At 47.0% G+C, this 22093-nt stretch carries 25 protein-coding genes and 1 tRNA gene; 19 read left to right on the top strand and 7 right to left on the bottom strand.

Translation table 11 applies throughout. The features are described 5' to 3' along the window. Positions 1 to 6: 6 nt before the first annotated feature. Together NWE73_RS17045 and NWE73_RS17040 are read left to right on the top strand one after the other, a co-directional pair. The gene (locus tag NWE73_RS17045) at positions 7 to 630 is read left to right on the top strand and encodes a hypothetical protein (RefSeq protein ID WP_277579568.1); all 624 of its coding nucleotides are present in this window, start codon (positions 7 to 9) and stop codon (positions 628 to 630) included. 124 nt (positions 631 to 754) lie between these two features. Continuing rightward, positions 755 to 2176 (top strand): SUMF1/EgtB/PvdO family nonheme iron enzyme, encoded by a 1422-nt coding sequence (locus NWE73_RS17040; protein WP_277579567.1) that lies wholly within the window; start codon positions 755 to 757, stop codon positions 2174 to 2176. Positions 2177 to 2187: 11 nt separating this feature from the next. Here the strand turns inward: NWE73_RS17040 and NWE73_RS17035 are convergent, their stop codons facing one another. Then, a complete protein-coding gene (locus NWE73_RS17035) occupies positions 2188 to 2559 on the bottom strand; it encodes an HNH endonuclease (protein WP_277579566.1) in 372 nt (123 codons plus the stop codon). A gap of 143 nt (positions 2560 to 2702) precedes the next feature. Here NWE73_RS17035 and NWE73_RS17030 point away from each other — a divergent pair, with 143 nt between their 5' ends. From NWE73_RS17030 to NWE73_RS17020, 3 genes are read left to right on the top strand one after another with little or no spacing between them, the layout of a single operon-like run. Beyond that, the gene (locus NWE73_RS17030) at positions 2703 to 3845 is read left to right on the top strand and encodes a cyclic nucleotide-binding domain-containing protein (RefSeq protein WP_277579565.1); all 1143 of its coding nucleotides are present in this window, start codon (positions 2703 to 2705) and stop codon (positions 3843 to 3845) included. After that, positions 3846 to 4532 (top strand): flagellar brake protein, encoded by a 687-nt coding sequence (locus NWE73_RS17025; protein ID WP_277579564.1) that lies wholly within the window; start codon positions 3846 to 3848, stop codon positions 4530 to 4532. 33 nt (positions 4533 to 4565) lie between these two features. After that, entirely contained in the window at positions 4566 to 5804 is a 1239-nt protein-coding gene (locus NWE73_RS17020; RefSeq protein WP_277579563.1) for a trypsin-like peptidase domain-containing protein, read from the top strand. Positions 5805 to 5858: 54 nt separating this feature from the next. Here the strand turns inward: NWE73_RS17020 and NWE73_RS17015 are convergent, their stop codons facing one another. Continuing rightward, on the bottom strand, positions 5859 to 7784 hold the full coding sequence (locus NWE73_RS17015; protein ID WP_277579562.1) for an LTA synthase family protein: 1926 nt from the start codon (positions 7782 to 7784) through the stop codon (positions 5859 to 5861). Between the two features lie 124 nt (positions 7785 to 7908). Between NWE73_RS17015 and NWE73_RS17010 the strand changes: the two genes are divergently transcribed. Genes NWE73_RS17010 through NWE73_RS16995 form a run of 4 tightly spaced genes read left to right on the top strand, consistent with a single transcriptional unit; the run spans position 7909 to position 10152 of the window. Beyond that, positions 7909 to 8121, top strand: a complete 213-nt coding sequence (locus NWE73_RS17010; RefSeq protein WP_277579561.1) for a BolA/IbaG family iron-sulfur metabolism protein — start codon at positions 7909 to 7911, stop codon at positions 8119 to 8121. 45 nt (positions 8122 to 8166) lie between these two features. Then, positions 8167 to 8499, top strand: a complete 333-nt coding sequence (grxD, locus tag NWE73_RS17005) for a Grx4 family monothiol glutaredoxin (protein ID WP_277579560.1) — start codon at positions 8167 to 8169, stop codon at positions 8497 to 8499. A gap of 10 nt (positions 8500 to 8509) precedes the next feature. Continuing rightward, the gene (locus tag NWE73_RS17000) at positions 8510 to 8722 is read left to right on the top strand and encodes a YgaP family membrane protein (protein WP_277579559.1); all 213 of its coding nucleotides are present in this window, start codon (positions 8510 to 8512) and stop codon (positions 8720 to 8722) included. Positions 8723 to 8769: 47 nt separating this feature from the next. Further along, complete coding sequence (locus tag NWE73_RS16995; protein ID WP_277579558.1) at positions 8770 to 10152, top strand: FAD-binding oxidoreductase; 1383 nt, start codon at positions 8770 to 8772, stop codon at positions 10150 to 10152. A gap of 16 nt (positions 10153 to 10168) precedes the next feature. On the opposite strand, the gene NWE73_RS16990 is transcribed toward NWE73_RS16995, so the two are convergent. From NWE73_RS16990 to serA, 3 genes are all read right to left on the bottom strand, one after another. Continuing rightward, entirely contained in the window at positions 10169 to 11113 is a 945-nt protein-coding gene (locus NWE73_RS16990; RefSeq protein WP_277579557.1) for a hypothetical protein, read from the bottom strand. 223 nt (positions 11114 to 11336) lie between these two features. Next, positions 11337 to 11585, bottom strand: coding sequence for a hypothetical protein (locus tag NWE73_RS16985; protein ID WP_277579556.1), 249 nt, complete (start codon positions 11583 to 11585; stop codon positions 11337 to 11339). A 107-nt stretch (positions 11586 to 11692) separates the two neighbouring features. Then, complete coding sequence (gene serA, locus NWE73_RS16980; RefSeq protein ID WP_277579555.1) at positions 11693 to 12898, bottom strand: phosphoglycerate dehydrogenase; 1206 nt, start codon at positions 12896 to 12898, stop codon at positions 11693 to 11695. A gap of 106 nt (positions 12899 to 13004) precedes the next feature. On the opposite strand from serA, the gene NWE73_RS16975 reads away from it, so the two are divergent. The 6 genes from NWE73_RS16975 to NWE73_RS16950 are packed head-to-tail and all read left to right on the top strand — an operon-like array spanning position 13005 to position 18145. Then, on the top strand, positions 13005 to 14363 hold the full coding sequence (locus NWE73_RS16975; RefSeq protein ID WP_277579554.1) for a sigma-54-dependent transcriptional regulator: 1359 nt from the start codon (positions 13005 to 13007) through the stop codon (positions 14361 to 14363). Beyond that, positions 14360 to 15295 (top strand): phosphatidate cytidylyltransferase, encoded by a 936-nt coding sequence (locus NWE73_RS16970; RefSeq protein WP_277579553.1) that lies wholly within the window; start codon positions 14360 to 14362, stop codon positions 15293 to 15295. Before NWE73_RS16975 ends, NWE73_RS16970 begins: the two co-directional genes overlap by 4 nt. Further along, on the top strand, positions 15292 to 16074 hold the full coding sequence (locus tag NWE73_RS16965; protein WP_277579552.1) for a lysophospholipid acyltransferase family protein: 783 nt from the start codon (positions 15292 to 15294) through the stop codon (positions 16072 to 16074). The genes NWE73_RS16970 and NWE73_RS16965 overlap by 4 nt, the downstream gene beginning before the upstream one ends. A gap of 28 nt (positions 16075 to 16102) precedes the next feature. Continuing rightward, entirely contained in the window at positions 16103 to 16999 is an 897-nt protein-coding gene (locus NWE73_RS16960) for an MBL fold metallo-hydrolase (protein ID WP_277579551.1), read from the top strand. 29 nt (positions 17000 to 17028) lie between these two features. After that, positions 17029 to 17844: a YihY/virulence factor BrkB family protein gene (locus tag NWE73_RS16955; RefSeq protein ID WP_277579550.1), complete on the top strand. Its 816-nt coding sequence runs from the start codon at positions 17029 to 17031 to the stop codon at positions 17842 to 17844. A 13-nt stretch (positions 17845 to 17857) separates the two neighbouring features. Next, on the top strand, positions 17858 to 18145 hold the full coding sequence (locus tag NWE73_RS16950) for a putative quinol monooxygenase (protein ID WP_277579549.1): 288 nt from the start codon (positions 17858 to 17860) through the stop codon (positions 18143 to 18145). Here the strand turns inward: NWE73_RS16950 and NWE73_RS16945 are convergent. Further along, on the bottom strand, positions 18142 to 18567 hold the full coding sequence (locus tag NWE73_RS16945) for a methylglyoxal synthase (RefSeq protein WP_277579548.1): 426 nt from the start codon (positions 18565 to 18567) through the stop codon (positions 18142 to 18144). The two genes, NWE73_RS16950 and NWE73_RS16945, sit on opposite strands and share 4 nt — an antisense overlap. A 123-nt stretch (positions 18568 to 18690) precedes the next feature. Between NWE73_RS16945 and NWE73_RS16940 the strand changes: the two genes are divergently transcribed. From NWE73_RS16940 to NWE73_RS16925, 4 genes are all read left to right on the top strand, one after another. Then, positions 18691 to 18767, top strand: a tRNA-Arg gene (locus tag NWE73_RS16940). A gap of 288 nt (positions 18768 to 19055) precedes the next feature. Beyond that, positions 19056 to 19871: a DUF4423 domain-containing protein gene (locus NWE73_RS16935; RefSeq protein ID WP_277579547.1), complete on the top strand. Its 816-nt coding sequence runs from the start codon at positions 19056 to 19058 to the stop codon at positions 19869 to 19871. Position 19872: 1 nt separating this feature from the next. Then, positions 19873 to 20886 (top strand): hypothetical protein, encoded by a 1014-nt coding sequence (locus NWE73_RS16930; RefSeq protein ID WP_277579546.1) that lies wholly within the window; start codon positions 19873 to 19875, stop codon positions 20884 to 20886. Positions 20887 to 21178: 292 nt separating this feature from the next. Then, on the top strand, positions 21179 to 21622 hold the full coding sequence (locus NWE73_RS16925; protein WP_277579545.1) for a GNAT family N-acetyltransferase: 444 nt from the start codon (positions 21179 to 21181) through the stop codon (positions 21620 to 21622). A 143-nt stretch (positions 21623 to 21765) separates the two neighbouring features. On the opposite strand, the gene NWE73_RS16920 is transcribed toward NWE73_RS16925, so the two are convergent. Beyond that, entirely contained in the window at positions 21766 to 22005 is a 240-nt protein-coding gene (locus tag NWE73_RS16920; RefSeq protein ID WP_277579544.1) for a hypothetical protein, read from the bottom strand. Between the last annotated feature and the right edge of the window lie 88 nt (positions 22006 to 22093).

Raw genomic sequence — 22093 nt, 5'->3', positions numbered from 1 at the left:
ATGGACATGAATGAGCAGTTTAAAACTCTTGCCCAGCAAATCTGCAACTTGTTTCTTGATGAGGGCGTTCTCATTCGACCTTTTTCAAATCCCCGCCTCTCGTTCTTTGCGACTCTCCCGAAAGAAACCCAAAAAGTAGTTTTGAACGACATGAACTCGTATCGCAAGCTTTGCGAGACCATGAAGCTTCGAGGACAGTCTTTGCAGAGCACCCGTGAGTTGACCGAGCAAGCATTGCTGCAACTGGGACTTCAGGCGAACCCTGACCATTTGGACGTAATTGAAAATCATCACCTGGTTGAGATTTATAATCTGAATCACACGCAGATCTTTCGCAGCTTCAAATACTTTGAAGTTTCCAGTTATACCCTGGAGGATATCTATTGCCGCAAGTGGTGGAATCTTTATGAGCGATCCGCAGAGGATGAATCCACCATTCAGAAAATTGTTTCTGAATTCCTGGGCACTTCAGAAAAAACCATTCAACGTGTGCAGATGCCTGAGCATATCATTCGCGAGAAGGAAACATTAGAACGCTTAGTTATAAAGACACAAATTTTGTGGCTTATTCCTTTGTACCGTGGGTCTGAATTTGCTGCGATCATGGCGGTGGAAACCAGTCACCTTTAGGCTAAGGTCGAGTTGAGCGACAGGGCTTGGGTCCGATTATGGCGTCTATGCGAATAAAAATCTCAATTGAATAAAAATACTGTCAAAATAAAACGAGTAAATTACTAACGTAGGAATTACTCGCATGATTAATTTGCGTCTTGTCATACTTTGTTCTTCTGCCTTGTTGATACTCAGCTCTTGCTCGGGCGCAAAAGAAGATAATACTCCTGTAAATGACAACACTAGCGCGGAGCAACCTGCCCCGACACCAGCACCTTCGCCGAACCCTAAACCGGAACCAACTCCTTCACCGGATCCATCTCCGGCTCCAAGTCCATCGCCTTCTCCAGAGCCTACTCCGGTTCCAAATCCGGCGCCGAATCCTTCTCCTACACCTTCTCCGACACCTGCGCCTGTGCCACAACCTTCTCCGACTCCAGCACCGGCACCAGAGCCGTCTCCTGTTCCGTCACCAACGCCAAGCCCAACTCCTGCGCCTGCGCCACAACCTTCTCCGACTCCAGCACCGTCACCAGAGCCATCCCCTGTTCCGTCACCAACGCCAGCTCCTCAGCCTGCGCCTGCGCCTACTCCGACGCCAACTCCGAGTCCGACTCCAGCGCCGCAGCCTCCTCCTGCGCCTGTGCCTTCACCGACGCCGTCTCCATCACCAGAGCCTTCACCGACGCCGACGCCGTCTCCATCGCCAAGCCCAACTCCTGCGCCAAGTCCGTCACCTACTCCGGCACCGGTACCCACTCCTGTTCCACCTGTCACGACTTGTCCTGAAAACTACGAGATTGTTGCCGCTAACAAATCTTTGGGAACTGCGAGCTTCTGTATTGCAAAATTTGAAATGAAAAAAGGAAACGATGGTAAAGCCACGTCTGCTCCAAGCGGCAAACCTTGGATTGCGAACAAAGCCACTGCAAAAGATTCTTGCGCGGCTTTGGGTGCGGGATATCGTCTTCCAACAAATACCGAGTGGAACGCCACGGCCCTTGAAATTTATAATCAAGACAGCAATTGGACAGAAGGCAAAAAACTATCAGGCACTCTATACACCGGATACTACTCTGGCTGGTCAGAGCCCGTGGCCGTTACCAATGTCAACGACCCTTATGACAGCACTGGAAAAGCCAAGGATAATGAACGCCGCACTTTCACTCTTGCCAGTGGCAAAGTGATTTGGGACTTCGGTGGAAATGCCTGGGAATGGGTCAGCGATACGATCTATGGATCGTCTTACACACCCGATCTTTCCAGTAACTATGGGCGTGATTATCACAACAACAATTGGGATATTAAGCCCGGTTCAAAACAGCTCTTTGATTTTACAGGCATGACTGAAGTTCTGAAGAAAGATGTTTATCTCGGCAATCTTTTTGGTGGCAGCACTGGGAAGGTCATTCGTGGTGGAGCCCTTTGCATTCACAAGAAAGGCACAACCGGAATTTTTGCTGCAAACATTGGCGACATCACAGTCAATGAAGTGCAGGCACCTGCTTCTTGGAATTTAAATATGAACAATGTGGGTTTCCGCTGCGTGAAGGATTTAAAGTAAGAACTAGGGTTCTAGTTTTCTTCTGACTCGCCAGCATTTTCAGTGGAATTATTCGAGTCGCCGACACCTTCGGCGACAGGCTCAGACTTTTCAGAAGAGGCTTTCAACTCTTCCATCGCCATTTCCGCGCGAGTTTTATAACCCTTTTTAGAATTGCAGTCCTTGCACGAAGGGACGCAGTTGTTTTTGTTGGACTTCCCGCCCCGGGCGATAGGAATCAGATGGTCCATGGTCAGCTCGGCAGGCTTAAAACGATTCCCGCAGTGATAGCAAAGCCCTTTTCCAAGTTCCTGCTTCCACCACTGGCTCAGGCGCAGCTCGCGAGCTTTGGCCTTTTCTTTCTTTTGATGTTCGGCTGAGGCCGCGGCAAAAAAATAATCCATCTGCAACCGTTATAGCCCATCTGGAGACAAAATTCTAGGCAGATTTCTGGACCTTAGTACCAGAGCCAAAGCCTTCACTTGAGGGCCCTTTTTACCGATAGGATCCGAGAATAAATTTGGAATTTTGAAGGCAGGGGTGCGAGATGTCTGTAAAAACCTTTAAAAAAGGCGAAGTGATCTACAAGGATGGCGACAAAATTACGGCTGTTTACCTGATTCAGTCAGGTGGCGCCAGCCAATGCTTGATTCGCGGAAAAAAGAATATCGACCTTTTCCAATTGGGCTCTTCGCACATTCTTGGTGACCAGGTCATCCTGGGCGCAAGCACCCACCCGACCGCCGCCATTGCGACAACAGAAACGAAAGTGCTCGAGATCCCCGTGGAGGCTTTGAAGTCTCACTACGAAGGCGCTCCGCAAATGTTGAAAGTCATCATCAAGTCGTTGGCAGATCGTCTGCGTCTGGCCATGAATGATGTTCGCTCTTCCAAACTTGAAAAAGACTCTTCACCATGTCCGGAAGATCAGGTCGCCAAAGCCTTCGGCGCCGTCTTCCATACCGCCAACCATAAGGGCGACAGATCCACTCCGGGTCGTGTCGTTGTCGAATGGGGAATGATGAAACAATACTCGCAAAGAATCTTTGCCGAGGGGCCTAAGCGCGTTGAACAAGTGATCAATATTCTTGTGAAATTGAAATTGGCTTTCTATGAAATGGGCAAAGCTCCGGACAATCCAGAGGGACCCGATGAGATTCAAAGAGTTCATTTCCTGGATCTGGGCTTGTTGGAAAGCTTTTTTGAATTCTATCAATACTACTACTTTAAGGGCGGCCGCATGGAGCTTCTTAAGGTGGATGAACTATGTCAGACAATGTTGGATGCTTTGCTAAAATTGGCTGATGGCCAAGAGGCGGATCGCTTCGGTATCGTCAGTGTCGACTTCGCCAAATTTGGTGAACACTGCAAAAATGAACTTGGCATTAACTTGAACAATGACCACTTCGCCCGTCTTGAAGGCAAGGGTGTGTTCATGAAAAGAAAGAACAGCGGCACCGGTGTTCTTTTACAGTTTGAAATCAAAGAATTCCGCTCTATTTTGCAAAGCTGGAAAATGCTTCGCGAAATTGAAAAATGGAATGAAAAAGGCTTCGTCGATATGGACGAAAAAGAAGAAAAACCAAAGAAACGATCCAGCGGCCCATCTTGTCCTGCGTGCAGTGCCGAACTTCAAGCTGGAGTTAAATTCTGTAGCGAATGCGGTCATAAGATCGTAGCGGCGGCTTAAATGAGCGAACCATTAGTGATCTTTAAGGCCATTGGATCTGAGCACGAGAAGCAAATGCTTTTGCAAAAGCTCCTTTCTGCTCAGACGACTGTGACTCTTAAGGATAAATTCGAAAGATGTCTGACGATGAAGGTGCTCAGCCTGAATTCTCAGTTTCATTTGAAATGCCATCCTCCGGAAGAAACGGCGATGACCCCGCAAGACAACTCGATCTTTGCGGCAAGCTTCCAGATTGGTGAAGAAAAGTACCTGTTTGAAACCAAACCCGTGGTGAATGAGAACTATATCGTCTTGCCGGTGACACATCTATATCATCTGCAACGTCGCAAGAACTTCCGCTACAATATGCCTCCCAATTATTCTGCGACTTTTACAATCAACTATTTGAATCACAATATTTGTTCTCATCAATGCCGCATGTTGGACCTCAGCACTGAGGGCTGCGCGGTAGAGATTTCTCAAGAGCAAGCGCATTTGCAGCTCGAGGACCTGGTCCGTGCAGAGATCTTCCTCGGTGACCGCGAACCAATCGTTATTCAAGGTGTGATAAAAAATATCCGTGGACGTGGTATCAGTCACCTCACTTTGGGTGTTGAATTCAATCACTTGGCGGCTCCCTGCGAAGATAAGATCATCAATGCCCTCACCGATCTTCAGAGAGAGCTCTACTTCCGAAAAGCCGGATAAAGTCAGAACATTTTTAGGCCGATGAGTTTAGCAATGAAAAAACTCTCGGCTTTTCTTTTTCTCATTGCGATACACTTTGATGCGCGGGCCCTCCCCGCGTATAAAGTGCAATGCGAAAGCCTTGAGAGTTGCCCTGAATCCATCGTTGGTGTCGCGTCTGATGGCAAGAGCGTTTGTACTGGTGTTCTGGTTCAAGAAGACCTTATCGCGACCAACCTGCACTGCATCCCTGAAGATCTTCGCAAAGAAGAAGTCTCTTGCAAGGGACGCATTATGATTTCATTTCCTGCGACCAAGTCTCTCGCTGCAGAAGACATTGAATGTGCGAAGGTGAAATGGCTTTCTCCGCCACTTAAAGACTCGCCCCTCACTCCTGATTATGCTTTCTTACGACTTGAAAAGAAAACCTCACGCATGAAGGTCCCCATCAGTACCAGCGGCTTTAGCGACGGGGAACAAATCACTCTCTTTAAGATTGATCCTCAAAGTGATGGCTCCGGACTTTTGCGGAAGTCCACTTGCACAACGATTCAGAAGTCTTTGGCCAATCCGCTATTTCTTAACAATAAAAGTCCCGTGATCAGCCTCGTGCCCTGCTCGGTGGTGAAAGGCAACTCAGGATCCCCGCTCTTTTCTGCAGATCTTGAAGTCAAAGGCCTCTTGAATTCCATGGGTTCAGCGACGGACGTGAACCTCAAAAAGGCGCCCTTTTCGCAAGTTGGTTATGGATCTAATTTTGCCTGCCTGAATATAGCGGGACTTGCCATGGCGGCAGACATATCACCAGATTGCCGTCACACGATCACCCCCGAGGAAGTCAAAGAGGCGTCTGCAGAACTGATCAGTAAATCCATTGATCCTTTGATGAAAGCCTTTAACAAAGACGTCGCAACACAACTGCAGACTTTACATGAACAAAGTAGATTTGTACTGCGCTGGAGTGTCGATCAGAAAGATCATGCCTTTGATGGACTGCAAGCCAAAGTCACTGAGATCTCTTATAAACCCGAATGCGTGAATTTCAAAAAAGCCAAGCTTCGCAATAAAGCTGGCAAACTGAAATCAGAAATTGTGACCTATAAACTGGAACTTCTCGAATGGGCCTTGGAGTTGAACCTGGATGACAGCGGTCGCCCTCAGGCCAAACTCATCTCAAAAAAAATCAATCCGGCCCTGATCTTCTCGCCGTCCAAGTTAGCAATGACCGAAAAAGTTCCCTTCACTTACGACGGCCACGACCTGCAAATCCCATTCTGCGAAGACCTTCCATAACGCCGCGAGCCTCAAAAAGGTACGGCGTACCTACCGTCGGTGGGATCGGCGTACCTACCGGCGTTTTGCGGGGTAATAGAGTTTATTATCCCACATGCCTTCATTAAAATATTGAATGGTGGCTTTGAGTCTTTGGGTGAGTTCTGCTTTGCGGGCTGTGGGCTCCGTTAACGGGTGTTCACCGGTGAGATCACTCATGGCGAACATTTCCGGCTCACCATGACCTGGGGACCAGCGGATGCGATAGTCTTTGGCGAAAAGTAAATAGCGGCCATCGATGAAGGCCACGGCGTCTTTGTCGCCGGGAACAAACATCGAGCTTCCAAGGAAGTTCTCTTCTTTGTTACGCAGGTGCAGGAAATCAAGCAAGGTCGGCAATATATCGATTTGTTGCACGACCATGTCTTTGTCGACTGCCGGAAATTTAAAAGAAGGATGATAGAGGAAAAGCGGGATGCGATAGTCCCCGATTTCGTTCTCATACTCCGGACGGAAATGTTTTGAAGTGTGGTCTGCAGTCACGACAAACAAAGTGTCTTTGAACCAAGGTTTCTTTTCCGCCTCTGCAAAAAACTTCTGCAAAGCCATATCGGTGTAGGAAACGGTCTTCAAAATTTCAATCGGCCCCTCTGGGAATTGTCCTTCATACTGGGCTGGGACCTTGAACGGATGATGCGAACTCAAGGTGAAGACAGAGCTCATAAACGGACGAGGCATTTTGTCCATTTCCTTCAGCATATACTGTAAGAAGGGCTCATCCCAGATGCCCCAAATGCCATCATCATCCGCATTGTTGCCGTATTCTTGCGAACCGTAGTACTTGTCCACCCCGGCACTCTGCATGAAGGAATCAAAGTACATGGTGCCGTTGTGGCCGCCGTGAAAAAATGCAGAAGAGTATTTTTTGGGAGCCAGCAAAGTTCCCAGCCCCAGGAAGTAGTTCGCTGTAAAGTGCGAAGAAATGAAGGGTTCACTCATCAAAGCAGGGATTCCCGCCATGACCGCCGCTACGCCTTCAATCGAACGACGACCATCAGCATAGGCATTATTAAACACCAGGGATTTTGCCATCAAAGAGTCCATAAACGGTGTATAGCTCTTCCCGTTATGGGGGCCGACATACTCACTGCCGAAACTTTCCAAGATGATGATCACAATATTTTGGGGACTCTTCGGACGCTTCCCCTCAAGTAAAGAACCACTGTAAGAGCCATTCAAATGCTTCAACATTTCCTCTTTATCAGAGAAATACTTTTCGTGTTTGATCTCCTCAGCTCCGTAGCTTTTTACGAAGGTGAAGGTCGAATTCAAAACAAGATTATTAAGCACCGGAGCTGTGAACACATTCGCATTCACAAAGCTGATCGGCTTTCCTTGTAAACCGCCACGAATCCCAACGACTGAGACAACCAAGGCAACGAAACAAACAAACACATGGAAAGCCCAATGCTTCAGAGATTGAGAAAGATCTGAGTGCCAAACTACCTTGATTGGTCTTTTTAGGACTTTCCAAGCGACCCAAGCGAACAAAATGACGATCAGGGTGTTAACTAAAAACAGCGGCCAATAAGTGCCGACGAAGCCCATCATCTTGCCTTGGGCTTCTCCCATAATGAACAAAGTGTCGTAGGTAAACCGGCGACCCACGAAATTAATAAACTCCGTGTCTACCAAGTTCAGAATCAGAAAAGGTATCTGAGTGATGCAGAAGATCACCCAAGTGGTGTTCTGCCAAAGCTTTTCCCAGTTCTTTGGCCAAGGAAAAAAGGACAATAAAAGGACCGGAGCGGCCACTGAAAGCGCGGCCGAGATATCAAAACGAAGCCCCACAAACAGCGACCACAAAAGGTCGGCAAAAGGCTTGGTGCGGAACATATTCCAGTTCCAAGCTAAAAACTCTACTCTGGCGAGAAAATAGAAGAAGATAACGACAAAAACGAGAGCGAAAATCTTAAGTACACGCTGTGATGGCCCAAACATGAGGTCATCCTACGCTGACAAGCTGCATTAATCAACTGGCTTACACTCCGGCTTCGCCGGAGTAGTCGCAGACTGGACTTCCCCCTCTCACTCTGTTACTTTCCGTCCTATGACACCAGAGCAAATGAAAGAACGACTAGAGCAAAATTATCCAGATTCCAAAATCGAAGTTTTCGATTTAACCGGGACTCAAGACCATTGGGAAGTCTACGTGGAAAGCGCCAAGTTTGCGGGATTGACTCGCATTCAACAGCACCAACACGTGATGGGCTGCTTTGGTCCAGAATTAAAGACCGGGGAAGTTCACGCTCTCTCAATTAAGACTAAAATTAAATAAATTACTCCGACGAAGTCGGAGTGCAGACCTGTAAGGAAAAAACTTATGTCTTCACCTATCCATCAAAAAATCGACGGCATTTTGAGCCAAAACAAAATCGTTCTTTTCATGAAAGGAACTCAACAGTTCCCAATGTGTGGTTTCTCTGCACGTGCTTGTGCGATTCTTCAAGACATGGGCGTTCAGTTCCATGACATCAACGTTCTTGAAGATGAAGAAATCCGCAACGGCATCAAAGAGTACGGCAACTGGCCGACAATTCCACAGCTTTACATCAACAAACAACTTGTTGGTGGCAGCGACATCATGATGGAAATGTACCAATCCGGCGAACTTCAAGAGATGTTGACTGCCCACACTTCGACTTCGTCGAAGTAGGTACTAACTCATGAGATGCAATGTCGCCCTCTGGGACCGCATTCTGCGCTTTATATTCGGGGTAGGTCTTACCGCCTACGCCGTCGCAGGGGGACCTTTTTGGGCGTACATTGGTATTTACGGTATTATTACCGCAGCTTGGGGCTTGTGTCCTGTCTATGCTTTCTTTAGAATCAGAACTCTGAAAGATTACTATCGGCCCCATCGGGACGAAGAACTCTAAGGCTCCGTATAATTTGAGGACCTTGGAAAACAGAATAAGGATGTTTTATGTCTCCAGCCCTTCTCGAACTTGAGAGTTTTCTTAAAAAAGAACAAATCAAAACCGACGAAGAGAGCCTGAAATACTGGGGCAAAGACTGGACGACTTATTTCGATATCAAAGCCTCTGCCATCGTCTTTCCTCACACCACTGAAAACGTTGTCGACCTGGTTAAATGGGCACGAAAAAATAAAATCGCATTGATTCCATCAGGAGGCCGCACGGGCCTTTCCGGCGCTGCCGTAGCCACTCAAGGCGAAGTCGTGGTTTCCTTTGACCAAATGAACAAGATCAAAGACTTCAGCCCTGTCGATCAAACTGTGATCATCGAACCCGGCGTGGTGACAGAGGCTCTGCAAGAATTCGCACATTCCAAACAACTCTTCTATCCCGTCGACTTTGCAGCCGTGGGCTCATCGCAGATGGGCGGAAACATTTCCACCAATGCCGGTGGGATCAAGGTTGTTCGCTATGGCCTGACTCGTGACTGGGTGGCGGCTTTGACAGTTGTCACTGGCGCAGGTGATGTTCTGGAGCTCAACAATGCTCTTGTGAAAAACGCCACAGGTTATGATCTTCGCCATTTATTTATTGGTGCAGAAGGAACCCTGGGCTTCATCACCGAAGCCACGATAAAGCTCGCACCGAACCCTCCTCCGATGAAGGTCCTCGTTATGGCCGTCAGCGGTCTTGATGCTGTCATGAAAATCTTTGCGGAGTTTAAAACTAAAACATCCTTGGTCGCTTTTGAAATGTTCTCTGATAAAGCTTTGAAAAGAGTTTTAGAGAACACGGGATTGCCGGCTCCTCTGGAAACACAAGCTCCTTTCTATGTTCTGGCGGAAGTTGAAACTCGCAACGATCAGGATGAAGAACATGCTTTGGGTGTGTTTGAAAAATGCTTGGAAGAAGGTTGGGTCTTGGACGGCGTGATCAGTCAGTCCGACGTGCAAGCGACAACATTCTGGAGATACCGCGAAGACATTTCTGAATCTTTGGCAAAGTACTCCCCGTACAAGAACGACATCGCGGTGACAATCTCGAAGGTTCCACCATTCATGGACGACCTTGATAAAGTTTTGTCGCAAGCTTATCCAACCTGGGAAGTGGTTTGGTTCGGACATATCGGTGATGGCAATCTGCACATCAACATTCTTCGCCCTGACGGTATGTCGAAAGAAGAGTTCGTCAAAGAATGCCGCAAAGTCGATGTGATGGTTTTTGAGACTGTAAAGAAATACAAAGGTTCAATCTCGGCGGAACACGGTGTGGGTCTGACGAAAAAATCTTTCTTGAACTACACTCGCTCGGAAGCTGAAATTGAAATCATGAAGGGAATCAAAAAAGTTTTCGATCCCGACAACATCATGAATCCTGGTAAAGTAATTTAGCCAAACGGGCTTGACCTTAGAACGAGCAAGCAAGCCCGACAGAGTAACCGCGAACATTTTCTCCAAACATGTAGCGCCCGACCAATCTCGTGCGCGTAATCCAAACTTTATAAGCGCTGGAATCAAGCTCGACTCCCAGTCCCGCTGAGGAAAGATAGTCAAAACCCAGCACCCCGGCCTGGTCCCCTAAGTAATGAGATATTGAGCCTTCAAGAACATATCGAAACGGTTTGTTAAGAACTTTCCATTCATCAATGGGGGCCCGCCAGCGATAGTAAAGATTTACAGTGCTGGAATCGGAATACCCACTGACAGATTTACTGCCGCCGGCACTTTGCAAATGGATATAGGAATAGCGAAGTTGGAAATCAATATCGTTATTTCCGGGTTCAGAAAACTCATAGGCCAGCATCATGGACCCACCAAGCCCCCCCACGGTCAAGGAACCCCCATCAAAAAAATCCAATTCTTCGCCTGTGGCTGTGGATATGAAAGTGCCCGCCGCCTTGAGATCACTGAAGATGGCCCCCACTGAAAAATTGAAGATAGGACGAATCACCCAATCTTTGGCAATCGGAAAATCATAGCCGACTCCCCCCTGCAAAGTTCCTGAGGTCCACTTGACAGGAACATTTCGAGCATCCGTTCCATCGGTGGCGACAAATACGGGATCATAGCGACTATATGCAGCCGCCCCCTCAAGATATATTCGAGACTCTTTGCTGACCGTAAAACCACCACCGAATTGAGTCATTGAGATTGCGGGATTTCCACTTTGGGCATTATTGATTGCAAGAGAACTCGAGGCCAAATCCGGAATGGCAGAATAAGACATCAATGCCAATATTGAATTCACAAACTTTGCCGGATCGACATCTCGCAGTCTAAAGGGAGCTGCTTCAGACGAGGCTGAGACAAAGAATAAAAGCAGCAGAAAAAATTGGATTCTTCTTACGCTCATTGCTCCCTCGCCTCACAAGTCAAAGCAACTTGAATTCAAGATGCTCCATTCAACTGTTTATTTTTTTGGCGGGTACAACAAGATTTGATTTTAGAAGTGTCAACTCTCAGGCCATTTAAGATAGCTCAAGATGGCTTGCTAAAGGACATAACTTTGGGATTAGGCATAAAAAAACCCACAGTTTCAAACTGTGGGTCTATCAATAATTAAACTTCGTTAAAAACTATTTGCTGTTGTCTACGCAAGTACCGATAACGATCACACGACCAATTTGGTAGCGGGACATAGTTTGGCAAGTTTGTTGTTCGTTGCAAGTGTAACGAACATGGACATTGCCTTGTGCATCTGCACCCATCACAGTGTTGTTTTCACACCAGGAAAGATATTGAAGTTCTGGTTCATTAGGGCTGCTTGAATAAGCAGCGAATGCAGGGCTGGCAACTAGAACTAAAGCGGCGATAAGTGATTTCATGAGTCCTCCGGATTTTTAATCAAAGAGGATTTAACATAGAAGGAACAGGGTCACAATGACCCTGAAAATAATCTACCTTCAATTTTCGATTGTTAATAAATGTCAACTTAGTAGACAACTCTTGTGCGAATAGAACGCGGAAGCTTCTCAATCTCCTCTGCCAGGCTCTGCGCATGAGAGGAATGGACGTCCATCACGAGGTAACCGATACGCTCATCTGTCGACAAGAATTGACCTTCGATATTGGCTCCGGCACGTGAAATAATGCTATTGATCTCTCCCAGAACACCAGGTTGATTTTTATGCACATTCAGCAAACGGGATGTTCCATGTTTGACCGGAAGGTCAACATTGGGGAAGTTTACTGCGCCTGATGAAGAACCAATTTTTAAATAGCGACGGAAGCTTTCAGCCACTTCCATACCAATCGCGTATTGTGCCTCTTCCGTGCTTCCCCCGATATGCGGCGTTAAGATGACGTTTGAGACACCTTGGAGCGGAGATTGAAACTTTTCCTTATTCGAAGCTGGTTCCTCTGGGAAAACGTCGATGGCACAGCCTGCGATATGTTTCGACTTAAGAGCCGCCACCAAGTCCTCAATGACCACCACTGTGCCCCGACTGGCATTGATCAAATAACTGTCTTTCTTCATTTGAGCGAACTGCTTCGCCCCCATCATATCTTTGGTTTCCGGAGTTTCTGGAACATGCAGAGTTACAAAATCAGAAACTTTCAAAAGTTCTTCCAGGGTCGACATCGCCACCGCATTTCCAAGTGGCAATTTTTTTAACACGTCAAAGAACACTACTTTCAATCCCATGGACTCGGCCAAAATACTTACTTGGCTGCCGATATGGCCATAACCGACGATACCCAAGGTTTTTCCGCGGACTTCCTTGGAGCCTGCTGCCGACTTCACCCACTCCCCGACATGAGCTTTGGTATTGCGATCGCCCAACTGACGGGACAAGGCAATCATTTCCGCGATAACAAGCTCTGCCACAGAACGCGTGTTAGAGTGAGGAGCATTGAAGACCGGCACACCTTCTTCGCGCGCCACTTTCAAATCCACTTGGTTTGTGCCGATGCAAAAACAGCCAATGGTCAAAAGATGTTTGTTATTCTCTAGAACTTTTTTTGTGATCTCAGTTTTGGAGCGAATTCCCAAGACATCGTAATTAGGCAATAGCTTTAAAAGTTCTTCTTCAGAAGGAGCATGAGCGATCAAGTCAACTTTAAAGCCCTCATCTAACAGCTTTTCTTTTGCGACTTCATGGATATTTTCTACGAGAAGAATTCTAGGTGCGCTCATTGGGCCTCCATTCTGACAAGTTTACTCTTAATTTTCTGCCCACGTCACTACTGACGATGCGCACTAAGAGTAGTCAAAGGCCTCTGGTCGAGCCATTCTGATGCCTATGAGCAACACTCGAGCTTTCTCTCTACTTATCGTCGATGATGATCCTTTGATTCATCAGGCCCTGAAGATGAGCGTACCTTCCCACTGGAAGCTTTTTTCTGCGCACACTTTAGAGGCCATTCAGTATGAGCGCTTCTATCATGCGGCCTTTGTAGACATGCATCTTGAGCCTGGCACCACCAAAGCGGCGGGCCCTGAGGTCATCGCCAAACTTTTGAAACACAATCCGCAGTTGGATGTCGTGGCAATGTCCGGGGACCTGAACAGAACCTTGATGGAAACTTGCCTAAAGGCCGGGGCACAAAAGTTCCTGGCAAAGCCATTGATGCCCGAAGAAGTTCTTTTGATTTTGGAAAAAATGGAAGCCCTTTGGGATTTGCGCAACGTCGATCCCCACGCGGACCGCCATAGCATTCGCTGGGTCGGCTCTTCAGCGGCTTCGCATAAAATTAAAAAACGCATCGCCGAACTGCGCGGAGAAAGCAATTCTGTCTTGATTGAAGGGGAAACAGGTTGCGGCAAAGAAGTCGCCGCCCGTTTGCTGCATGAGCAGGAAGGCGAACGTCCTTTTATCGCTGTCAATGTCGCGAGCATCCCCGACAACTTGTTCGAGTCAGAAATGTTCGGCCACGTCAAAGGGGCTTTCACCGGAGCTGATCAAAATAAAGTCGGTCTGACTGAAGCTGCAAACGGCGGAGATCTTTTCTTGGATGAGATCGAAGCTTTGCCATTGGTTCAACAAGCAAAGCTTCTGCGCTTCCTGGAAACCGGCGAGGTTCGTCGAGTCGGAGCGAAAGAGAGCATCTTCGTCAAAACTCGCGTGATCGTAGCCAGCAACAAGCCTCTTGATAAAATGGTCGCGGCCGGAGAGTTCCGCGAAGACCTATTGTATCGTCTGACTTCACAGCGTATTGAGCTGCCACCTTTGCGTGAGCGCCTTGAAGACATTGCGGAGCTTGGTCAACATTTCTTGGCGGCAGAACGCCCTCGTCGCAACAAAAGCTTTACCGAAGACGGTCTTGCCGCCCTCAAGAAATACAATTGGCCCGGCAACGTGCGCGAACTCAAACGCGTGTGTGAACAGCTCAGCCTGACTTCTCCCCTTCCGTTTATTCGCGAGGAGGATGTAACAGCGTGGCTCAAACCAGCGGCAGGCTCCAACACGGCTCCTTCGTATACTGTTATTGATTTCAATAAAGGATTGAATCTCTTGGTCGATGAGTTCGAGGCACATGTGATTCGCACCGCCTATCAACAAACCAAAGATGCAGAAGCAACAGCCAGCCTTCTGCAAATCTCACGATCCAATCTTTATAAAAAACTGGCTCAGTACAAGATCCAAGAGGAAACTCCATGAATTTTAACTTCCCGATCTCTTTGCAAATGCCCACCGCTTGGGACAGTCATATTTACCGTCAAACAGTTTTTATTGTTCTTTCCATCATCTTCGTTTCAGGTGCGATCACATTCTTCTTTAGAAACAAGAACTATTACTTCGTGCAATCCTGGGCGAGCATAAAAAGCTGGCTATTTGCCGCACCTTTGATGTTTGTGATCATGGGCCTTCCAGAGCCTTGGCCGTTGGTGATGCTGGCTTGTATCGCGATCTTCGGCGCAAAAGTCTTCTTCCAAATCATGGGGATGTTCCATCGTAGCAACTTCGTGATGATTTGTTATTTGGGCATCATCGGTCTCACCGCCGCTTGTTACTTCAATCGTTTGGATATTTACAATGCGATGCCAATGATCGTCTTGGGCTTTAGCTGTCTGGTGCCGCTGGTTAGAAACTCCTATAAGCGCATGATCCAGTATATGTCTTTGACCTTGCTGGCCTTTATCTTTTTGGGCTGGTCCTTCATGCACTTGGGTTTGATCTTGAAATTCCCAAACGGCGTGTTCCAAGTGATGTACTTGATCATTTTGACAGAGTTCTGTGACAACACCAACTTGGCCGTGGGACGTTATATCGGTGGCTGGAAATTATTCCCAGGCATCAATCCCCGTCGTTCCGTGGGCAGTACCGCCTTTTCAATTGCTCTGACGTTGTTCCTTGCGGGCTGTATGCGCTTCTTGTTGCCAGATGCTTCCGAGAAATACTGGTTGTCTGCGGGACTTGTCGCAAGTCTTGGTGGCTTCGTTGGCGATCTCGTGATGACTGTCGTGCGCCGAGATGCCGGTATGAAAACTGTGGGACCTTTCATCATCGGCCGTGGCGACTTCTTACATCGCATTGACCGCTTGATCTTTGTCGCTCCAATTTATTATTACTTGATGACGGCGATTCTATGAGAGATTGGGATTACGAAAACGAGCAGTGGACCAAACTGCCGACTTATCTGAAACATTTGCCGCTGTTCACTCGTCATATCGATTTGTTCAGCGTATGCATGCGTTTTTTATGGTCGATCTTTCTTAAAAACATCGCTTTCAAATATTATATCCGCCTGCAAGTCAAAGGGACTCCCTTCAAGGAGCTTTACAAGACACAACCGAAGTTGATCATTATCAGCAATCACGCGAGCCATTTGGATGCGACTTCAATTGCAGCAGCGATTCCACGTCGCTATTGGTTGAGCGTTTATATCGCGGCAGCCAAGGATTATTTCTTCTCAAATCCATTGTTCACATTCTTCTCTCAGCATTGCTTGGGCGCCATTCCGATCGATCGTAAAGATCGCAAGGGTGAGGCCGTGAACTTGATCTTGAAGCTTCTGACAGAACAGCCCCGCATGTGGTTGATCATTTTCCCTGAGGGCACTCGTTCGCAGACGGGCAAAGTTCAAGAGTTCAAACGCGGGATCTCTATTTTCTCAGAGAAAACTCAAACACCGATTTTGTTCACATATCTTGAAGGCAATTTGGATCTTTGGCCGAAGGGGCAGTTTTTTGCCAAACCGGGCAAACTCGTATTGCACGTTGGTCCGGTACATCCCCCGGCTCCGATTCAACAGGTTTATACTGCCTATAAGAGCTGGGTTCTAACTATCAATCCAGATGCCTTCCCTGTTACAGAAGAGACTGCGGCTCCAGAAAAAACAGAGCCTACGACTCTAGAAAAAGTGGAATAAACGAACGCTGCCTCGGAGGAGACTCGCAATGACATCCAATAATGAAAGCAAACATCTCAACATTGGCACCTACGAACTCTGCCCGATTCCCACGGGAATATTTGGTCTGGACGGCGGTGCGATGTTTGGTACGGTCCCAAAAATTTTGTGGGAAAAATCAAATCCCGCCGACGAAAAAAACCGCATCAAGATGGAAGCCCGCGCTTTGCTTCTTAAATCACCAGGCAACAACATCCTCATCGACACCGGCAACGGCGGTGACTTTGTCGCCAAGTACGGCGAAAAACTAGGGCCGAAATTTAAAGAGATGTACAACATCGACGACAACGGCCCATCCCTTCTGAAGTCTTTAAAAGCGCACGGCTTAAACCCCGAAGATATCCATCATGTGGTGTTGACTCACTTCCACTTTGACCATGCCGGCGGTGGAACCACAGAGCGCGACGGCAAGTTGGTGCCGACTTTCCCAAATGCCAAGTATTGGGCACAAAAAGGAAATCTGGAAACGGCCAGCCATCCTAATTTACGGGAGCGGGCAAGCTATTATCCTGCGAACTTCCAACCTTTGCTGGACGCCGGCGTTTTGAATTTGCTGGAAGGCAATCAGGAGAACTTCCTGCCAGGACTTTCTGCCTTCACCTCGGATGGTCATACGAATCAGCAGATGATGATCAAAGTTTCCGATGGTACGACGACTTTGCTTTACTGTGGTGACGTCGTTCCAACTTCGACTCACGTGAAAATCCCTTGGCTGATGGGTTACGACTTGCAGCCGGTGGTTTTGATGGAAGAAAAACAGAAGTATCTTGGCCAGGCAGCTGATGGGCACTGGTACCTCTTCTTCGAGCATGATCCTTACTGCGACGCTGCTTTGATCGAAAGAAGCGGTCATGATTTCGCCGTTCAAAAGAGATTCTGGCTGTAACCTTGAAGCATTCATGCTAGTTTCGAAGCATGAATGCCCTTTTTAGAAAAGATTTAGGATCCAAACTCTGGCAGGTGCTTAAAAACACCGCCCAACAAATGCGCGATGGTGAATTGCAACTTGTCGCGGCGTCTTTGTCTTTTTCTACGATCTTGGGCATGGTCCCCTTCTTAGCCGTCGTACTTGCGACTTTCCAGTCCATTGGTGGCCTTGAAGCCCTCTATCCAAAAGTCGAAGGTTTCCTGCTGATCTATTTGCGTGAGGCAGCTGGCAGCGATGTCACAAAATTCATTCGTATTTTTATCAAAAACATCAATGCGGGAAAACTAGGGACCACCGGAGCCATCTTTCTTTTCATTGCCTCCTTAAAGCTGATGCATGACATGGAAGTGGGCATCAATCGTGTGTGGGCACACCCCCGCACCCGCCCGTTCTACAAGCGTTTGATCTATCAATGGGTTTTGATTCTTTTGATCCCCGTCGCCCTGGCCATCTACGTCGGTTTTATTTCTTTAGAGCAATTTCAATTCGCGCGCAGAATTCTGCCGGTTGGAGTTTCCAACAGTTTGGTTTTAGTCGGCTCTTTGTTTTTGATTTACAAACTGGTCCCCGACTTGAAAGTTCACACCAAAGCAGCTCTGATCAGTGCGCTCATCGCCTCAGTCAGTATTTATGCAGTTCACAAAGGTTTTGCTTACCTCACCGTTGAAGTGTTCAACTACAATAAGATCTATGGATCTTTTGCAGCTTTGCCGATCTTGTTGTTGTGGCTGTTGGTGCTTTGGTATGTGATTCTTGCAGGCGTTGCTTTATGCGCGGGAATTCAAAAACGTCATATCGCTTAAGACGGGAGTCTCTATGGTGGTCATTGTCGCAAGATGGACTGTGCAGGCGGAATCCTTAACATCGACTCTCACGTTTCTTAATGATTTGCAAAAGGCCTCACGCGCTGAACCTGGCTGCTTGACCTATGACTATTACCAAGACCCTCATCATCCGCAAAATATTTTAATCTATGAAGAATACAAGAATGCCGAAGCTGTGGAGGCTCATCGCATGACCCGGCATTTTCAGGAACTCGTGATTCAAAAGATCGTGCCGCATTTGCAGGAACGATCCGTGAAAGTTTTCGAACACTCCCCTTAAAGCTTCTGCAAAAGATTCTTCGCAAGGCCTTTCACAATCAATTGTGCCGTGGATGGATTGGTCGCGAGCGGCACATCATGCACATCACAAATTCTTAGCAAGGACGAGATATCAGGATCATGAGGATGCATCCCCAATGGATCGCGCATAAAGATCACCGCTTGGCATTTCCCTGTCGCCACCAGAGCTGCGATCTGAGCGTCGCCACCGATCGGGCCAGAAAGATAGCGCTTCACCTTCAGACCGGTCATCTGCACATGTTTCCCGGTCGTTGCCGTTGCCACCAGATCGAAGCCCTTGAAGAACTCTAAGTTGTCTTTGATGAAGGCAATCATTTCGGCTTTTTTGCCGTCATGAGCGATTAATGCGAGTGTTTTGCGGGCTTTCTTCATGGCTGCTCCTTTGGAACGAACTGAAAGCATAGCGCCTCCCCCTCCAGAGCTCAATCAACACATTGCATTAATATTTAAAAAGTACGGCCGCGGTCTTGGATTTTAGGAATAGATTTGCTAGTTTGTGCCCCTTCAGCGATATTATTCCGCAGTGGTCGCGTAGCTCAGCTGGATAGAGCAATTGCCTTCTAAGCAATAGGTCGCACGTTCGAGTCGTGCCGCGATCACCATTTTATTCCCCCCCGAGCGAACAGCCTCTTATTTTTCGAAACTAATTCTTGTTACTTGCGGCGCCGGTGTTGCGTTGCATTCTGCTAGTTCTTGCCAGCTTTCCAAGGTCTCTCCCAACCTTACAAAATTCCGGAACCCTGACTCTTTTAAAGCCCGTATATGATCTCAATGATCGTAGTCAGCTTATCTCTACTCTATTTGGAGTATGCTCGCCCTACCTAGTTCAGCGAGCACAATGATCGCCATGCCTCTTGCTTTGAGAAAATCCCTGGGATAGATCCACGTGCATGGAAACAAAGCAAAGTTATCACATCAACTATCTGAATTCCGAGCTGGGACGAAGGATCAAAAAGAATCCCCACTATTCTTTGAGGTCTTTTGCTCGCGATCTTTCGATCACGTCTTCATGGCTGTCCGAGGTATTAAATGGCAAGAAGGGCATGTCGATCGAAAAGGCCCAGAGCCTTTGCTATGACATGGGACTTTCTTCCGTTGAAAGTAAATTGTTTCAGCTCAGCGTGCGGGCAGCGCATGCTCGCAGCGATAAAGATAGAGCCGCAGCTCGCGAAGAGCTTAAAAAGTTCAAAGCAGGAAAGAGCTCGTTACAACGCATGAGTAATGATGACTTCCAACCCCTTTCGGAGTGGTACTATCTTGCACTTTTGGAACTCACGGAACTTCCTGAGTGCCAACATACCGAAGAGTGGTTTGCCAAGAAGTTGCAATTGCCTCTGCGGCTAGTAAGTAGCGCGCTTAAGCTTCTTGTTGATAAGGGACATTTACATCTTGAAGACGGCGCATATATCGCCACTCATGCAGAGTCTTCGACGCTTTTTGATGTGCCTTCAGAAGCAATTAAAAATTACCACCGCCAAGTTATGACTGTCGCAAGCAAAGCGCTGCAAGAGCAACCCGTGCAGCAGCGTGATTTCTTGAATATGACCTTGGCCTTTGAGGCTGATCGCGCGGAGGAAGCCCAAAAAGTTCTGCGCAAATTTCAGCAAGACTTTGCCAGACAGTTTTACCCTCAGGATAGCAATAATAAAAATTCAATTTATCAATTATCAATTCAGTTTTTCAGACTGGATAAAAAGGGAGATTAACGTGAAACAACTTATTTTCATTCTGTTACTGGCGATCAGTAGTCAGAGCTTTGCAGGCCCACGTATTGTTGGCAACGGTGGTGATATATGTGAGAATCGCTTTTACACTGTTCGCGATGATATCAACTCATGGGTTCTGAGCGGCGGCTCAAAAAATCTTATTTTGCGCAAAGAACTTTCTCTCGATAAATACAATTCAGACATGTTGACCCAAATGAAATACGGGAAAATTAGTTGTACAGAAGATAAAGTATTTGTAGGAGCGGCTGAGAAGACTTGCAAGAACTATGTGACTTCTGATGGCGTTGCTGTCATCAGCTGCAATATTAATAGATTTATGAATACATCAGAAGCGGATCAATATGTTTTGGTTCATCACGAATATGCGGGGCTTGCTGGTTTTGAAAAGAATTCTGCTGAAGTTTCAAATTACGAAATCTCCAATCAAATCTCTGAATATCTGGAAGATACTATCGTTAAAAAACTATCCATTCGCCCCGCTTCCAATTCAGCTGCAAGCAAATTTGACCTTCTGAACTCTAACTTCGCAAAGGGCTCAATTCCATCGGCTAAAGAAGTGCAAGGGTGGTTTTCAGGTCGGTGCTATACTTCTGATAAACCAGATACTCCTGTAGGGAGCCTTTTTGGAGCCACTTCTTTTCCGCTCAATGTTGAGGGACCTATTTTTGAGCAGCCCAATCACTTCAATGTTGGAGTCTTTCATACTATAAACAGTACGTCAGTGAGCGGACTGGTTAACCCGGAGTTATTTGACGGCCTTGATCTTTCCGGCTTGCATAGAGATAGTGGATGGTACACGCAACTCCAACAAAATAACATGATCGCAACGAAACGCATGGGAGCTTGGACTGCAACCAATGATTCGAGTTTATTACTTCGCATTCGCAAGTTTCAAAACTATATAATGCTTCAAGGGCAAGCAACAAAAGACCAAGGATCTTATAAGGCCGGGCAAGTGATTGCCAATTGTTACTTTTTTATTAAACTGAATTAAAACACTAGTCTCTGGGTGTTAACTGCTCAATAAAGCTCGTTCATTTGAACGGGCTTTATTTCCATCCCCATCTTGGGAGACTGGAACCACCCCAAACAACCGACCCCTAGGACACACCCCAGAAAGCCCGTCTTCATGACCATCGCGGCGGGGACAGTACTAACTCTTATACCAAATTCCAAATCCCGTCCCCACGTTCCAGCGTCCAACATTACAAGCTTCGCGATAATGATGCCCTGCCGGGATTCATTTCTTTGATGACCACCCTCCGTCTTATGGATAAATATAAATTATGCCTTTATATGAAATCGTTAATCCAAACTTCACTGACTATGAATTTCTGAGGAATGTACATCACATTACTTTAAGACCGCATGTCGAAAAAATATGGGGTTGGGAAGAGACAAGGCAGGATGGTTTTTTTAAGGAAGATTTTGAATCAGGACAGATTCAAGTTCTTCGAGCTTTTAATCAATCAGTCGGCTATCTGCAACTTAATGAGGAAAATGGCACTCTTTTTATTGTTAATATTTTGATCCTTCCAGAGTTTCAAGGCCGTAAACTAGGATCCTCAATCATCAAGGATCTTATTGCAAAATATGGTGCTAAGGGTGTTGCGATAAAGCTTGGGGTCTTCAAGGTTAATACTCGGGCAAAATGTTTATATGAATCCTTGGGCTTTGAAATTGATGGTGAAACCGAAACACATTTTTTAATGAGTCTTTTGTCTGCTTAAAATCACTAGTTTCTAATCCTTCTGCAGCCGAGATCACACAGCATCTCGGCATCAAAATAGTTCCCCTGTTCCCGCGATAACCAAATTCGCAGGACAGGGATCTTTCTTCATCTAACTATAAATCAACGCCTTTTAGTCAAACATCAAGAACCCATCACTCGATACTTCCGTGACTTCACATGCGACCGCACCCGGCCATCCAAAATAAGATCGGGGTTTGCCTTAAGCCTCCCCAAATACCGAACCACAGCAGTGCGCCCCCAACCCATATGGGCAGCGATCTTTTCGATGGTCCATTTCTCGACCCACCTTTTTTGCGCCAGCTCGGCAAGGTCGATTGCTTCCTTCTTCCAAATCGTCGTATAAGTCTTAGAAACACTCAATACGCTTGGTTCGACTAGATTGGCGCGGCCTTCACCATTTTTCTTCTCTCAAAAGAACAGCCTCTTAATCTCTTATACCAACTGTTAT

This window comes from Bdellovibrio svalbardensis (genome assembly GCF_029531655.1).
Taxonomy (GTDB): Bacteria; Bdellovibrionota; Bdellovibrionia; order Bdellovibrionales; family Bdellovibrionaceae; genus Bdellovibrio; species Bdellovibrio svalbardensis.
Note: the sequence above shows the minus strand (reverse complement) of the source record. Positions and strands in the feature narration are given on the sequence as shown.